Origin of the sequence: Labrenzia sp. THAF187b, from assembly GCF_009363375.1 — a bacterium.
Classification (GTDB): domain Bacteria; phylum Pseudomonadota; class Alphaproteobacteria; order Rhizobiales; family Stappiaceae; genus Roseibium; species Roseibium algicola.
In genome coordinates this window covers 1,856,954-1,871,797 of record NZ_CP045344.1, presented here as the reverse complement: position 1 = coordinate 1,871,797, position 14,844 = coordinate 1,856,954, and the positions used below count along the sequence as shown (strand labels likewise).

17 protein-coding genes are annotated in these 14,844 nt (G+C 59.1%); 9 read left to right on the top strand and 8 right to left on the bottom strand.

Features of this window, described 5'->3' with window-relative positions:
- The first annotated feature begins 2 nt into the window (after positions 1 to 2).
- The 5 genes from FIV03_RS08610 (at position 3) to FIV03_RS08595 (ending at position 4,213) form a co-directional block, all read left to right on the top strand.
- Positions 3 to 746, top strand: a complete 744-nt coding sequence (locus tag FIV03_RS08610; RefSeq protein ID WP_152509264.1) for an aspartate/glutamate racemase family protein — start codon at positions 3 to 5, stop codon at positions 744 to 746.
- A 208-nt stretch (positions 747 to 954) separates the two neighbouring features.
- A complete protein-coding gene (locus FIV03_RS31545; protein ID WP_006937785.1) occupies positions 955 to 1,092 on the top strand; it encodes a hypothetical protein in 138 nt (45 codons plus the stop codon).
- 110 nt (positions 1,093 to 1,202) lie between these two features.
- On the top strand, positions 1,203 to 2,237 hold the full coding sequence (locus FIV03_RS08605; RefSeq protein WP_152509263.1) for an aspartate-semialdehyde dehydrogenase: 1,035 nt from the start codon (positions 1,203 to 1,205) through the stop codon (positions 2,235 to 2,237).
- 337 nt (positions 2,238 to 2,574) lie between these two features.
- A complete protein-coding gene (locus FIV03_RS08600; RefSeq protein WP_152509262.1) occupies positions 2,575 to 3,315 on the top strand; it encodes a TenA family protein in 741 nt (246 codons plus the stop codon).
- A gap of 4 nt (positions 3,316 to 3,319) precedes the next feature.
- Complete coding sequence (locus FIV03_RS08595; RefSeq protein ID WP_152509261.1) at positions 3,320 to 4,213, top strand: DMT family transporter; 894 nt, start codon at positions 3,320 to 3,322, stop codon at positions 4,211 to 4,213.
- Between the two features lie 491 nt (positions 4,214 to 4,704).
- Here the strand turns inward: FIV03_RS08595 and FIV03_RS08590 are convergent, their stop codons facing one another.
- Positions 4,705 to 5,697 (bottom strand): LysR family transcriptional regulator, encoded by a 993-nt coding sequence (locus tag FIV03_RS08590; protein ID WP_152509260.1) that lies wholly within the window; start codon positions 5,695 to 5,697, stop codon positions 4,705 to 4,707.
- A 111-nt stretch (positions 5,698 to 5,808) separates the two neighbouring features.
- Here FIV03_RS08590 and FIV03_RS08585 point away from each other — a divergent pair, with 111 nt between their 5' ends.
- Together FIV03_RS08585 and FIV03_RS08580 are read left to right on the top strand one after the other, a co-directional pair.
- Entirely contained in the window at positions 5,809 to 6,267 is a 459-nt protein-coding gene (locus FIV03_RS08585) for a cupin domain-containing protein (RefSeq protein WP_152509259.1), read from the top strand.
- A gap of 9 nt (positions 6,268 to 6,276) precedes the next feature.
- Positions 6,277 to 6,777 (top strand): c-type cytochrome, encoded by a 501-nt coding sequence (locus FIV03_RS08580; protein ID WP_152509258.1) that lies wholly within the window; start codon positions 6,277 to 6,279, stop codon positions 6,775 to 6,777.
- Positions 6,778 to 6,854: 77 nt separating this feature from the next.
- On the opposite strand, the gene FIV03_RS08575 is transcribed toward FIV03_RS08580, so the two are convergent.
- The 7 genes from FIV03_RS08575 to FIV03_RS08545 form a co-directional block, all read right to left on the bottom strand.
- Positions 6,855 to 7,067, bottom strand: a complete 213-nt coding sequence (locus tag FIV03_RS08575) for a hypothetical protein (protein WP_055659743.1) — start codon at positions 7,065 to 7,067, stop codon at positions 6,855 to 6,857.
- A 109-nt stretch (positions 7,068 to 7,176) separates the two neighbouring features.
- Positions 7,177 to 7,590 carry a DUF1801 domain-containing protein gene (locus FIV03_RS08570; protein ID WP_152509257.1) on the bottom strand — a complete coding sequence of 138 codons (414 nt, stop codon included), beginning with the start codon at positions 7,588 to 7,590 and terminating at the stop codon, positions 7,177 to 7,179.
- Between the two features lie 20 nt (positions 7,591 to 7,610).
- On the bottom strand, positions 7,611 to 8,039 hold the full coding sequence (locus FIV03_RS08565) for an SRPBCC domain-containing protein (protein WP_055659748.1): 429 nt from the start codon (positions 8,037 to 8,039) through the stop codon (positions 7,611 to 7,613).
- Positions 8,036 to 8,368 carry a metalloregulator ArsR/SmtB family transcription factor gene (locus FIV03_RS08560; RefSeq protein ID WP_152509256.1) on the bottom strand — a complete coding sequence of 111 codons (333 nt, stop codon included), beginning with the start codon at positions 8,366 to 8,368 and terminating at the stop codon, positions 8,036 to 8,038. Before FIV03_RS08560 ends, FIV03_RS08565 begins: the two co-directional genes overlap by 4 nt.
- A 60-nt stretch (positions 8,369 to 8,428) precedes the next feature.
- Positions 8,429 to 9,223, bottom strand: a complete 795-nt coding sequence (locus FIV03_RS08555; RefSeq protein ID WP_152511870.1) for an ABC transporter ATP-binding protein — start codon at positions 9,221 to 9,223, stop codon at positions 8,429 to 8,431.
- Positions 9,220 to 10,263: an iron ABC transporter permease gene (locus tag FIV03_RS08550; protein ID WP_152509255.1), complete on the bottom strand. Its 1,044-nt coding sequence runs from the start codon at positions 10,261 to 10,263 to the stop codon at positions 9,220 to 9,222. Before FIV03_RS08550 ends, FIV03_RS08555 begins: the two co-directional genes overlap by 4 nt.
- Entirely contained in the window at positions 10,239 to 11,273 is a 1,035-nt protein-coding gene (locus FIV03_RS08545; protein WP_152509254.1) for an iron ABC transporter substrate-binding protein, read from the bottom strand. The genes FIV03_RS08550 and FIV03_RS08545 overlap by 25 nt, the downstream gene beginning before the upstream one ends.
- Before the next feature lie 342 nt (positions 11,274 to 11,615).
- Between FIV03_RS08545 and FIV03_RS08540 the strand changes: the two genes are divergently transcribed.
- Together FIV03_RS08540 and FIV03_RS08535 are read left to right on the top strand one after the other, a co-directional pair.
- Complete coding sequence (locus FIV03_RS08540) at positions 11,616 to 13,256, top strand: Cache 3/Cache 2 fusion domain-containing protein (RefSeq protein ID WP_209009909.1); 1,641 nt, start codon at positions 11,616 to 11,618, stop codon at positions 13,254 to 13,256.
- A gap of 469 nt (positions 13,257 to 13,725) precedes the next feature.
- Positions 13,726 to 14,820: an HD domain-containing phosphohydrolase gene (locus FIV03_RS08535; RefSeq protein WP_152509252.1), complete on the top strand. Its 1,095-nt coding sequence runs from the start codon at positions 13,726 to 13,728 to the stop codon at positions 14,818 to 14,820.
- The last annotated feature ends 24 nt before the right edge of the window (positions 14,821 to 14,844 follow it).

Sequence of the window (14,844 nt, the reverse complement as noted above, 5' to 3'; positions counted from 1 at the left end):
GCATGAAACTTTCCTTCGACTGCGACAGGGGATCGGCAACCAAAGCGGCTTTCGGCCTGATCTTGCTGTCGGTTGACGAAACCATCGAGAGCGAGTTCCGGCCTCTCTTTGATCAGGAAGGCGTCTCGCTGCTTCACGCCAGAATCGAGAGCGCTTCCGAAGTCACCTCGGAAAAACTCATGCAGATGAAAGCCCGGCTGACGGACACCGCAGCCCTTTTGCCGGGAACGCGCCCACTCGACGTCATTGCCTATGCCTGCACGTCCGGCGCAACGGTGATCGGATCGGATCAGGTCGCCGGTGCGATCCAGGCAACTCACCCTGGCGCACGCGTGACCGACCCCGCTCGCGCAGTCGTTGCAGCCCTTGCACACCTTGGTGTCTCACGGATCGCCATCGTCTCACCCTATGTGGAGGAAGTCTCCGACGCACTCTGCCGTCTCCTGGAAGAAAACGGCATAACGCCCTTGAGTGTCGGTTCTTTCGGGCAAGCGGAAGAAGCCGTGGTTGCAAGGATCAGCCTGCGGTCCGTGGAAGAGGCAATCTGCGAGGTGGGGAAGGATCCGGAGATAGAAGCCGTCTTTGCCTCCTGCACCAACTTGCGCACGCTGTCTGTCATTGAAGCCTGCGAGAAACGTCTTTCCAAACCCGTCATCAGCTCCAACCTGGCACTCGCATGGCACATGATGCATCTGGCGAACCTGCAGACGACGGACCGTGGACCGGGACGGCTTTTTGCCACCTGACCGACAAAAAACGGAAAGATCCACGCCAGAAGACAAGGTTGGCGAAGGTCTTCTTTCGGTGAAATTGCCGAGGCTGCAGCTATTCGACTGTTCCCGAACGGCATCAATTCGTTCACTTAGCTGGCAACACCCGCCTATTCCTTGTTGACTCGCAGGGATTTCCGGGCAAAAACACCGCCGTCTCAAGTTTTGACGATTGCGAGCCCCGATGACCCGGCTGAAAGCCGACATTCTGGATATGATGTCCCAGGCCCTTGCCAGCGCTACCTTCATGCGCGGCGAGCCCCGGACGGCTGCCGCAACCGCTCTTAAACGCACTACCAAGACCACCAAGACCACCGCTTGACGGTGCCGCTCATCCCGCCTCCCCGGGGATGGGAGGCGCCGGGAGCCGGCCACGCCCATCCAGAACCGGGCGGCTGGCGAAGCGGGGAGACGGACAAGGACTAGTCAAAGATGGGTTTCAAGATCGCAATTGCAGGCGCTACCGGCAATGTCGGACGCGAGATGCTGGACATTCTCGCTGAGCGCGGCTTTCCGGCAGACGAAGTCGTCGCCCTCGCTTCCCGCCGTTCCCAGGGCACCGAAGTCTCCTTCGGCGACAAGACGCTGAAGGTTCAGGCCATGGAGAACTACGATTTCTCCGACACCGACATCTGCCTGATGTCCGCCGGTGGCACCGTTTCCAAGGAATGGTCGCCGAAGATCGCTGCCAAGGGCTGCATTGTCATCGATAACTCTTCCGCATGGCGCTACGACGCCGATGTGCCGCTGATCGTGCCGGAAGTGAATGCCGATGCCGTTGCCGGTTTCACGAAAAAGAACATCATTGCCAATCCGAACTGCTCCACCGCCCAGCTGGTCGTGGCGCTGAAGCCGCTGCATGATCACGCAAAGATCAAGCGCGTCGTCGTTTCCACCTACCAGTCGGTTTCCGGCGGTGGCAAGGAAGCGATGGAAGAACTGTTCAACCAGACCCGTGCGGTTTTCGTGAACGATCCGATCGAGCCGAGCAAGTTCACCAAGCGCATCGCCTTCAACGTGATCCCGCACATCGACAGCTTCATGGAAGACGGCTACACCAAGGAAGAATGGAAGGTGTTGGCGGAAACCAAGAAGATGCTCGATCCGTCCATCAAGGTGACCTGCACCGCCGTTCGCGTGCCGGTGTTCATCGGTCATTCGGAAAGCGTCAACATCGAGTTCGAAAACGAGATCACCGCTGAAGAAGCCCGCAACATCCTGCGCGAAGCTCCGGGATGCCTTGTCATCGACAAGCAGGAAGATGGCGGCTACATCACGCCTTACGAAAGTGCTGGCGAAGATGCGACCTACATCTCACGCATCCGCGAGGACGCAACCGTTGAAAACGGCCTCAACATCTGGGTCGTTTCCGACAACCTGCGCAAGGGTGCGGCGCTCAACGCCGTCCAGATCGCCGAGGTTCTCGTCAACCGCGGCCTGATCACGCCGAAAAAGGCAGCAGCCTGATCGACAGTTCAAACGGGCGCCTCGGGCGCCCGTTTTCTTGTGGCCTGCCGACTGTCATCCGGACAACGGCACTGCAAAGGTCCTGAACCGGGAACCGTGTTCCCGACACCCTGCCGAGCAGCCCCCCGACCCATCGATCCAGGCCCCGGGTTTCCTCTTTCCGGGCAAGCTCGACGCGCTACGTCGAGGGATGAAGCGACAACACTTAGCTCAACGCCACAAACCCGAACATTGCCGGCGACCGACAGGTTTTGATGTTGACAGGCCGCGAAAACAGCATCACCTCTGTCATCCCCTGTTCCCGGCGTTCGTAAAGGCCGCCAACGAGTTTTCTCCCATGCCCTCTGAATTTGACGGGTCGTTCAGCGACTTCCTTGAAAGCACTCCCGGCGGACGCTTCACCGACTGGCTGGCAGCTTGCGCCGAGCCCTATTGGAGCGATGCGACCAGCCATCCCTTCACCGTTGCGATCGGCGACGGCACCATGCCGGAGGAAGCCTATGCGCGTTATCTGATCGAGGATTACACCTTCGTCACGGATCTCGCCTCCACTCTGGGATATCTCGTCGCCAAAGCCCCCGGAATGCCCTCCAAGTCGCGGCTATCCGGTTTCCTTGCTCTGCTGACCTCGGAGGAAAACGACTACTTCCTGCGCTCGTTCGAGGCGCTCGGCGTGGAACCGCGGGTTTATCAGACCGCCGCACAGGGCCCTGTGACCCGCGCCTTCTCGCAGCTCCTGCTGAAATCGTCCGGACAAGGCAGTTACGCCGAAGGGCTTGCATGCCTTCTCTGCGCGGAATGGTGCTACCTGACCTGGGGCCAGCGCGAAGCGGAGAAACCGCGCCCGGATGCGTTTTATCTCGCCGAGTGGATTGATCTGCACGCCGTGCCTGGCTTCGAGGCCTTCGTGGCCTGGATCCGGGCGGAAATGGATCGGATCGGCCCCACTCTGCCGGAACCCGAGCAAGCCCGCGTTGCGGGTCTTTTCCGCCAGATGAGCAAACTGGAAGTCGCCTTCTTCGAAGCCGCCTGGACCGGCAAAGTGCCCGGTCCGGAGGACGATCTGCTACGGACCTGACCCGATGTTTCTCTATGAAGCCGCAGCCCTCGGCGCGGCTGCCCTGTGGGCGCTGACAGGTCTTCTGTCCACCGGCCCCGCCCAGCATCTCGGCGCGATTGCCTTCAACTGTACCCGCATGGTGCTTGTGGCATTGATGCTGTGCGCCTGGGTGTTCCTGACCACGGGGTGGAGCTCCATCGGCGACGCGCAGATGCTGCCTCTTGTCCTGTCCGGTTTCGTCGGCATCTTTCTTGGCGACACCGCACTTTTCCTGACACTGAACCGCATGGGTCCACGCCGGACCGCAATGCTGTTTTCTCTGAATGCCCCCATGTCGGCGATCCTCGGCTGGCTGCTCTTGAACGAAGACCTCAGCCCCACGCAGATGGTCGGTATCGGCCTTACCTTTCTGGGTGTCCTGCTGGCCATCCGTTTCGGCAAGCGCAAGTCCCAGCTTCACAAATGGGAAAACATCAAGGGTCCGGTATGGATTGGCGTGCTTCTCGGCCTTGCCGCGGCACTGTCCCAGTCGGTCGGCTCCCTCATTGCCCGTCCGATCATGGAAACCGGCGCTGACCCGGTCGCAGCCTCCAGCATACGCGTCGGCGTTGCAGCTGTGGGGCTGCTGCTCCTGACACGCCTTCCGGTCAGCTGGGTCAAGCCGGCGGGAAACTTTACGCTTCCGGTCGTCGGCCTGATCGCCATTTCCGGCTTGCTCGGCATGGGTCTCGGCATGACGCTGATCCTGTTCGCGTTGTCCGGCGGAGAAGTCGGCATCATCGCGACCCTGTCGGCAACGACACCCGTCCTCATGCTACCGATGATGTGGTGGCGAACCAGGGAAGCACCGGCACTCGGCGCCTGGGTAGGCGCGGCAGGCGTTGTGGCAGGCAGTGCGCTGCTCTTTGCCAGCTAGGCAAAAGGACGTTGGCAGATCGGAACAATGGATCTACAAGTGTGAGAGGAATATGGGAGCCGGATTCGAACCGGTACTTTGCAGCGGGCTGCAAGCGGGTAGTTCCAACCTCACCCGGCTCCCTAACGCCAGTATCGATAGCTTAAAAAACACCCGAAACGAATTTCGAGGACCGACCGCCCCTCGAGTAAGCAACCGGCAAAAACACAGCTGACACCAAACAAGACGTTCCAGCTTAAACAGCCATACCGCCCCGACGCAGCCAGGAAGATCTTATGCCCCTACGGCATATCTCCTATTCCCCATCTGGGGAATACATCGGTACTTTTTTCGAAAAATTTACTTAAACCCGCTCCTCGACTCCGCCTGAATTACTACTACTGGGTGTATTTTCGCAACGAACACCTCAACGACAAGAACAATTGTCCGCATCGATTTACAGTCAAGCAGCGCCTTTCAGCCGCCAAATACCGAATGGTAATGAACGCAGATCAAAGCAAACTGGCGGCTTGTTCGTCGGGACGCAAACCATCCGAAATTGCATTTATGCCATCTGCGGGATACCCATCTTGCGCTACGTCCATGTCCGGCATGTCGCTTAGACTTTGGCGCAGGATCGGCGCCAGGTGATCGACAAAGCGGCGTACCTTCGCCGTCACCAGTCGGTTTGAAGGATAGACGGCATAAATGCCGCTTTCAGGTAGCGTCCAGTCCCGCATCACCCTGACGAGGGCACCCTCTTTCAGCTCAGTGGCAACCGCCCAACGGGGTAGTGCCGCCAGGCCGATACCCGACAGGACCGCTGCCCGTAGCGATGCCGTACTGTTGCAAATCATCACGGGAGACAGTGAAACGGTGTGTTTCTGTGGCGACAAGAACGGCCATTCCCGTGCCCAGTAGAGCGCAGCGAACCCGATGCACTTGTGGTCCGGAATGTCGACAGGAAGTTGCGGCGCTCCCTGCCTCGCGATGTAGTCCGGTGCGGCACAGACGAGGATCTCCGACATGCCGAGTTTACGGACAATTGTCGCAGGTTCCGGTTCACGCACGATCCTTATCGACAGGTCGAGACGCTGCTCAACGAGGTTGACCATGCGCATGTCTTCGACGATTTCAGCTGTCACTTGCGGATTCTCTGCAAGAAAAGACCCGAGTGCCGGAATGATAAACCGGTCAGCAAAAGCTTCAGGCGCACCGATCCGCATATGGCCTACCGGGGTTTCCTGATACGCCATCACTTCAGTTACGCCCGCGTGTGCCTCTTCCAGTGCACGGGTACAGCGCTGGTAGAAGATCACACCGGCTTCGGTCGGAGAAACGTGACGGGTGGTTCGGTCGAGGAGGCGTACCCCCAGACGTTTCTCCAGGGCAATGACACATTCGCTGACACGGGATTTGGACAAGCCGAGCTGCTCGGCGGCCCGGGTAATGTTTCCGGCTTCAACCACCCGGGCGAAGATCTCAATTGCATCAAAGAGTGCCATGCGAACGTCCTGTGAAACCGGACAAACTGTCCGGAGTATCACCACTTCCGCAATTTCGGGAAAGTCGTATTTTTTGCCCTCGCCGCAGTTTGCGGTTTGAGGAGACCCATTATGACAGCAATTTTTAATGCAGCCGCAATCGCGGCGCACCGGGACGCTTGCGAAAACGAAATACTCGGCTTCCGCCGCTTAAGGGTGCGGAGTGCCGATACCGGCGGACGGCTTGGTTTTTTTGAGGAAATCGTTCCGCCCGGAGAAGGTGTGCCCCTGCACATCCATCACAAGGAAGACGAGATGTTCAATGTCCGCGAAGGTCATTTCCGCATCTGGTGCGCCGATGAAGTCTTCGACGTCCATCAAGGTGATGTCGTCGTCCTGCCGCGTGGTGTCCCGCATGCGTTTCGCAATGTCGGCGATGTCGAGGGTTGGCTCGATGTCACCGTTACGCCCGGAGGGTTCGAAACGATGTTCGCACGCGCTGCCGAAGCCGGCACGCAAGGAGCAGAACGTTTCATGGAACTTGCTCCCGACTACGGCCTGGAAATGCTTCCAGGTCAGGCCGCGGCTTAGGAGACGGCAATGATCTGCTGTGTCTTCCAGAGAACCATTCTGGCTTTTGCCGTGCTCGCGGCCTTTTCAGGATCCGTGTCCGCGGATGAGAACAAGGCTGCACGTGGAGCCTACCTTGCCCGGATCATGGCTTGCGCTGATTGTCACAGTCCGCGCGGACCGAACGGCGCACCGATGCCCGAAGCCGGGCTCATCGGCGGCAATGTCGGCTTTGAAATTCCGCAGGCAGGCATTGTCTGGGGTCCGAACCTCACGCCCGCCAATGGCGGTGCGGGATCCTGGAGTACGGAAGAAATCGTAACGGCCCTGACGACCGGCGTTCGACCAGACGGACGGTTGCTCATTCCCGTTATGCCCTGGCCTGCATACGCCGGACTGACCACACAGGACGCCGAAGCTCTTGCGAGCTACCTGCAGTCCCTGACACCGGATGACAATCCCGTTCCAGGTTTGATTGCACCGGGGGAAAACGCCCCTGCCCCCTATTTCACGATAAAGTTTCCAGGATAGGGCACGACGATGCCGTTGGCCTGACGGCCAACGGCGCCTGGAAGCCGAATTCGGGCTATCCTCCGATCGACTGCCCGTTACCGTGCCTGCCGACGCCACCTTTCGGCATAAGGCAGTGCAAAAAGGTAAAGTCCCGATACCAGCAAGAAGATCAATGGCACCAACGCCAGCAATCCGACCCAGAGTGCCGGTTCGGACTGCCCCATGGCAGCCAGATTGACAACCACGGCCAGTGTAAAGGCTATGGACAGCCAGCGGTGCAGCTGACGGATGATCTTGTTCCAATTCATGGTTTGCTCCTGGTAATCACGACGCAAGATCCCGTCTGCCGGAAAGATCCGTCAGCAAAGGGTTCTTGAGAGTTGGGGGTGTGCGCTCAGTCCGCCACGTGGCGGACTGTCAGACCTGGGCTGATTTCCTGCGCGTTTTCCTGGCAGCCGAGGCAGTGGCATTCTGCTCGGCGGCTGCACAAACGAGGGCTTTCAGCGCCGCTTCATCGATGACTGCATCCTCGAACAGGTCGATTGCCCGGCGCACGTTGCCGTCCAGGCTGGAATTGAAGAGACCAGCCGGATCATCAAGTGATGCGCCTTTTGCGAACGTCAGCTTCACGGCTTTCTTGTAAGTCTCTCCAGTGCAGATGATGCCATCCTTTTCCCAGACGGGAACACCGCGCCATTTCCAGGTTTCCTCAACATCGGGAACCGCTTCGTGGATGAGGGCGCGCATCCGCGCCAGTGTGCGTCCACGCCAGTCGTCAAGGTCTGCGATCCTGGCGTCGATCTGTTGCGCGGGGGACATTTGATTGTCCATGGTCGTCCTCCTTGCGGTTATCAGGCGTCTTTGCCGGCATCGTCCAGCCGCGCAACAACGCTTTCCAGCGCTTCCATGAAGCGGGGCCAGGCGGCGCTTGCACCGCGATAGTAGGGCAGCTGCTCCTGCGTGAAGCCGATTTGCTCCATACGCAGAAGGGTGCCGTTATCCGTCGGGGTCAATGTCCAGGTCACTGTGCTTCGAAGATCCTTGGTGTTCCAGCTGTAGGCCAGCGCTTTATGCGGCTCGATCGACTGGACTTCGCAATCAACCATTCCCCAGTCGGCACTCAGGTCGAAGCGGTGACCTACAACCGGTTTGAAGGCATTTTTCATGAGCCATTCCTCGATCAGGTGGGGCTGGGTCAACGCACGCCAGATCTTTTCCGCGGGAAAGGGAACTTCCCGTTCCACGACAACAGCAAGGGTATCTTCGTCCGAGAAACTCATTGGTCCATTCTTCTCAAAAGGTCTTCCAGATCGTCGAACCGGCGTTCCCAGAACACGTTCATGCGCTGGGTCCAGTCGACCAGCGGTGCGAGCGCTCCGGGCCTGGCGCTATAGTGCGATTGCCTGCCGTCCTGGCGGTCCGTGACAAGCCCGGCCTCCTTCAGGACGCCAAGATGTTTGGAAACCGCAGGCTGGGAGACACCAGACTGATCGGTCAACACCCGCACCGTCAGCTCGCCCTCGCGGCAAAGCCGCTCGAACAACGCCCGCCGGGTCGGGTCGGCCAGCGTCCGAAACAGAAGGTCAGGTGTTGGCTCACTCAAATTCATAACTCCGCGGTTATTGATTGAATTAATAACCGCGGAGTTATGAATGAGTCAAGACACAATTCAGACCTGCACCGCTTCCCGCTTGCGCGCAAGTGACGGCAGGCAGACGGTGCGGCCATCGGCCAGCTGTTCGATCCGCACATCGACACCGTAAACTTTGCAAAGAGCAGCGCTTGTCAGCACTTCCTTTGGGGGCCCATCCGTCTTGATGCGACCATCGTGAAGCAAAGCCACCCTGGTTCCGATTGCAAAGGCGTGATCAGGGTCGTGGGTCGACAGCACAACGGTCAGGCCGTCCGCCGCAAGACCTGCAACTTCGGAAAGCACCAGCGCCTGATTCCCGAAATCGAGACTGGCTGTCGGCTCATCCATCACGAGGACACGTGTTTCCTGCGCGAGTGCCCTGGCGATCAGCACCAGCTGCCTCTGTCCGCCGGAAAGCCGCGTATAGTCTGCGCCGGCGAGTTCCCCGATACCGAGCCTTTCCAGCGCCGCCAACGCAACGTCCCTGTCGCGCGGGCCGGGCTGCTGAAAGGCACGCAGTCTTGCGGTTCTGCCCATCAGCACGACTTCCAGAACCGGAAAGGCAAAGGGCGCGGCGTGTGCCTGTGGAACGTAGGCGATCCGCGTCGCGATATCCGCACGGGACAGCGATTTCAGCGGTCGTCCTTCCACCAGCACCGTGCCGCCACGCGCCGGCAACAGCCCCAGAAGCGTCTTGAAAAGAGTGGTCTTGCCGGACCCGTTGGGCCCCAGCAGGCAATAGACGTCGCCGGAGGAAGCGGTCAGGTTCAACTCGCTCCCGACATCGTGGCCCGGATAGCCGATGGACAGGTTTTCAGCCCTCAGCTTCACGCCCATGCCCGCCTCCCCCTGGCAAGCAGCCACAGGAAAAATGGTGCACCGACAACGGCGGTCAGAATGCCGAGCGGGACTTCGGTTCCCGAGAGCGTGCGTGCCAGCGTATCGACGGCGAGAAGGTATCCCGCACCAAGCAGGGCTGCTGCCGGCAACAGGCGCCCGAAACCAGGGCCAACGATCATCCGGGCGATATGCGGTATCACCAGCCCCACCCAGCCAACGACACCGGCAATGGCGACGACGCTCGCGGTGATCAAGGTCGCGCAGAAAATGACAACAAGCCGCAGCCGACCGGCTTCCACGCCAAGCGCCTTTGCTTCTTCATCCCCCAGGGACAGGACGTTGATCCGCCAGCGCAACAGGAACAGCGGGACAAGGCCGAACAGAACTGCAGGTACTGCCGGAAGGATATCGCCAGCCTTCACCCCTGCCAGACTGCCCAGCAGCCAGAAGGTGATCGCCGGAAGCTGGTCATAAGGATCAGCCAGCACTTTCAGCAAGGATGTCGCCGCTCCCGCCAACGCACCGACGACGACACCTGCAAGCACAAGCACAAGCGTGCTGTCTCCACCCCGCACCGTCGCGGCCACAAAACCGACGAGGGCAACGGCGGCTAGACCACCGGCAAAACCCATCAGCTGGATTGCCGCGACAGGAAGAGACAGGAAGATGCCGAGAACGGCGCCGAGCCCTGCGCCGGCAGAAACACCGAGAATATCCGGTGACACCAGCGGATTGCGGAATAGGGTCTGGTAACAGGCACCGGCGGCGGCAAGCGAAGCGCCGACCAGCAGCGCCGCAACCACCCTTGGCAGACGGATCGACAGGAGAACCGTGTCCTGCGTTCCCGAAGGCTGTGCGCCGGACACGACGCGCGCCAGCACACCGACGGCCTCGGACGGCGCAAGCGGAAACGGACCGATCAGAAGCGCCGCGAAACTGCCAAGAACAAGTGCGAGGCCGAGCCATACGAGCAAGCCGGAACGCGTGAAAGGAGTAGATTTGCCGGTCAGGGAGCCCGCCCCTTTGCCCATTCCAGCAGAGTGTCGAGCTCTGCTTCACTCAGGTCCACATGATACCACAGCTTATAGAAGTCAGCGGTCTCCTGACGCAGCTCTCCACCCCAGAGCTCGGGATAGAACAGGCCCGCAAGCCATTTCAAACCCATCATCCGATTGACGGACGGCGGCCTGTCGATCCAGCCGAAAGGGGCCGTTGGCGACAAGAAAACCCGGCCTTCACGCACCGCGGCAATGCCTTGCCACAGGGGATCCTGCCAGACAGCTTCATAGAAGCTACGATCCCACGTCACGATTGTGTCCGGGTTGGCAACGATAATCTGCTCGGGACTTGCCTGCACCAGCCCGTATTGCCCAGGCACATCGGCCACGTTGCGCCCACCGGCCTTCTCGATGATTTCGGTGTTGATCGAGCCTTTCAGGCCTGTTTCAAGTCCATCCGCCCCACGGGCGAGGTAAACACGCGGCCTGTCCTCCTCGGGCACGGCACCGAGTGCCGACGTCAGTGCGGTGAAGGTTGCCTCGACATCTGCGGCCAGAACCTCTCCACGTTCCGGAACGCCAAGCGCCTCGCCCACAAGGCGCAACGCGCCAGCGGTTTCATCGAAGCGGCCGTTGACCAGGAGATAGGGAATTCCCGTCTGTTCCTGCATACGGTCGGCAAGATCGATATAGGTATCGCGGACGGACCCGAAATCGATGATCAGATCGGGTTTCAGGGCAAGAACCCGCTCCAGGTTTGCCTCCCCGCCGCGCCCGGTCAGGCGGCCGGTCTCGGGCAGGTCTCGGAAGGCTTCGGCGATGAATGGCTTCTCGTAGTCCCGCAGCGCTCTCGGCCAGCCGAGCAGGGCTTCCGGTTTGAGCGCGTAGACGAGAATGGACGCCGGAGGCCCGGCCGCGAACACACGGGTTACCGTATCCGGGATCTCGACCGTACGGCCCGCGGAATCGGTAACGGTTCGCGCCAGGACGGACGTCCCCGAAATGCAAAGCAGGAAAAGGCAAATAGCGGCCAGGCGCGTCATGTTTCCTCCAGCATACTTGTGACTGACCGAGGGTTTCTGCCCATTTCAGTTCAGCTTCAGGAAAGCGACAAGACAGAAACTCCATCGGTACAGAGATGGATTATCCGGAGAAAATACACAAAAACAACATAAACCGCAGCCCTTTCACGGAACTATGAAACACTCACTAAACTGTGATTATCACTGCTATTTTTACGCGAACTTTCCTTCATTCTTAATTTACGCAAATCACGAAAGATGAACCCAACTATGACGCTGGGGGAAATGATGAAGAAGTTCTTGTCCCGATTAAGTGTGACTTCGACGCTCGCAATTATTTCTGCCGGCGTGCTTGGAATATCGATGATTGTTGTGGGCTTTATCCTGTATCAGGTCGCCCTTGGCCAGGCTGAGGATCGTGCCCAGGTCAAGCAGGATATCAACCTTCGCGTGGCCGCGACGCTGTTTCAGGACCGCATCGACGGGGCAAAGGTCAGCTGGGACGCCAACAACAACGTCAAGCGGATCGAACTGGCCGAAATGCCCGTGTTCGAAAACCATGACATGATCGACGCCGTCGGGCGCATGACAGGTGAGACCGCGACTGTTTTTGCCTGGGATCCGGAAACGAAGGATTTCTGGCGCAAGACCACCAACATCATCAAGGGTGACGGCAAGCGTGCCGTCGGAACCCAGCTCGGTCAGAACGGCGCGGTTTATCCTGTCGTTACCCAGGGCAAGACCTTCCACGGACAAGCGACCATTCTCGGCAAGGACTACTTCACTGTTTACCAGCCGATCTTCTCAGCCAAGGGCGATATTCTCGGTATCCTTTATGCCGGCGTGGAAAAGGCCGCAGTCGAAGCCAATGCATGGGAACTGACCAGCCGCTACGCGATGCTAGTGCTGCCGGTCGTCGCCGTTTCGGTGGTGCTCCTGATCCTCGCAATTCGCCGCCAGCTGCGTCCGATTACACGCCTTGCGGAAATCACGGACCAGATTGCGCAGGACAATCTCGCAGACGAAGTCCCCTTCAAGGAACGCTCCGACCAGATCGGCACGCTTGCCCAGGCCGTCAGCACCCTGCGTGACAGGGCTGTCGAGCGGATCGAACTGACCGAACACCAGCGCACGTCCGAAGCTGCGGCGATCGACCGCCAGAACCGTGTTCAGCGTCTGATCGAAACCTTCCGGACCAATGTCTCCAACGTGCTCAACTCGGTCAACGAAACCGTTCATGGCCTGGAAGGCACCGCGGGACATCTCTCCGACCTGTCCGGCCAGAGCGCCTCAAGCGCGACGGAAACCCTGAACTCAGCCGATGAAGCGACCTCGAGCGTTCAGACCGTGGCCAGCGCCGCGGAAGAACTCTCCGCGTCCATCAGCGAAATTTCCCGCCAGGTGGCCCAGACGACGGAAGTTGTTGGCCGGGCAACCGAAGGCACCCGCATGACCAACGAAAAGGTGGAAGGCCTTGCAGCCTCCGCCTCCAAGATCGGCGAAGTGGTGACCCTTATCCAGGCGATTGCCGAGCAGACCAACCTGCTGGCCCTCAACGCCACCATCGAGGCGGCACGCGCCGGGGAAGCCGGCAAGGGCTTCGCGGTCGTCGCAGCGGAAGTGAAGGAACTGGCCACCCAGACCTCCAAGGCGACCGAGGAAATCAGCGCCCAGATCACGGCCATTCAGGACGCGACCAAGGACTCGGTCGGTGCGATTGCGGAAATCACCAAGATCATGGAAGAGGTGAATTCCTACACCAGCACCATCGCGGCAGCCGTGAGCCAGCAGGGCTCGGCCACCGGCGAGATTTCGCAGAACGCCCAGAATGCCGCCGAAGGCACCACCTTCGTGTCGTCCTGCATGTCCGACCTTTCCAGTGCGGTCAACCAGACGTCACAGGCTTCCCAATCGGTTCTGGACGCATCGGAAATGCTGTCCTCGCGCACGGAAGAGCTGAAACAGGAAGTGGAAACATTCCTGAACGGTGTGGCAGCCGCCTGAGGCAACCATCCAACGACAACTTGTCTTGTCAGGAAGGCGCGGACATCGTCCGCGCCTTTTTCGTTTTCGGCATCGGGTTTTCGCTCAGAACACACCCGACATCAGAGCCCCGCGTCGCGGCAATCAGCCTCCAACCGCGCTCATCCAGAGACTGAACGTGCCAGCCCGTCCCGCACGTTGGTTAGGACGGCAAACATCGAGCACCTGAAAAGGCGAAACTTTCAGCCCCACAACCGTCACGCAGCACTTTTCTCACGCCCAAAACTTTGCTGCACTGCACACGATTATTCACCAAATGCCTTTAACGTTTACAGGCAGGTCAATTCACAAAAGCGGTTAAAGAGAAGTGCCTGATACAAAATTCACGCAGCGTCTTTCGTATTTTTACTTGGCAGATTTACTAAACCTTTTTTAGGTTTTTTCTACAATCCTTGATTTCAACCAAAATTGTTTCAGATGCCGATTGATCATGGTTCAAATTTTAGTTGCGGCAGTGGATTTCGGAAATTTTCCATCGCGTTTCGCCAGAATCGCGACCCTCTACCCGACAAAACGAATTGCCTTTTCCGGCGCCAACCTGAGAGACATCAAGCCCCGCTCGCTGCTTCTTGTCGACTTTCTGGACCTTGGCACTGACCACATCAAAATTCTTCGGGATTTTTCGAGAAGCGGCCAATCCGTGCCGACGCTCGGCATCGTTGACACAAAAAGCAGACAGAGCGTGCTGCAGGCGCGCGAACTCGGCTTCTACAATCTGATCGATCGCGAGGAAAAATTCGCGACACTGTTCGAAAAAATACGCGAAGTGGTGGGCGACTATTCCAAACCGACGCTCCCCAGCCGGTATTCGGAGAAAATCGTCAAGTCGGTTGAAACCACCAGCATGGGCTTGAACCTGATGTCGGCCGCAGCCCTCTCCGGCGCTCCCCTGCCCATGCAGCTCCTGGCAACCAACGCCCAGGACATCACCTCAACAATCATGACGGAAGGTCTCGACAGTTGGTTGAGTGCGGTTCAATGCCACCACAGCCACACCTTCTGCCACACGATGATGGTCGCCGGGCACACAGTTTCTTTTTCGCGTGCGCTCGGTCACTCCGAGGCGGAGCAGACGATGCTTGGCCTGGGCGCACTGGTGCACGACCTGGGAAAGGTAAAGATCCCGCTTTCCATCCTGGACAAGCCCGGCAAACTGACCAGGGAAGAACGTGAGCTTGTCAACAATCACCCGCTTTATAGCCGGGAGATTCTGGCAACGCGGCAGGAAGTACCAAAGCTGGTTGTCGAAATGGCTCTGTGTCACCATGAGTTTCTGGACGGAACCGGGTATCCGAACGGCCTCAGGGGCAATCAGATCTCGCAAAGGGTCAGGTTGCTGACGATCAGCGACATCTTCTCCGCCCTCACAGAAAAACGCGCCTACAAGGACAGCCTCAGTCCACGACAGGCCTTTGCGATCATGTTCGAGATGAAGGGCAAGCTCGACATGGACCTGTTGCGCAAATTTCGTACACTGGTGCTGAGCTCGGAATTCGGCCGTGTCCGGCGTCAGGCCAGGGCCTGACACCCAAACACCGCCCCCAGAGGT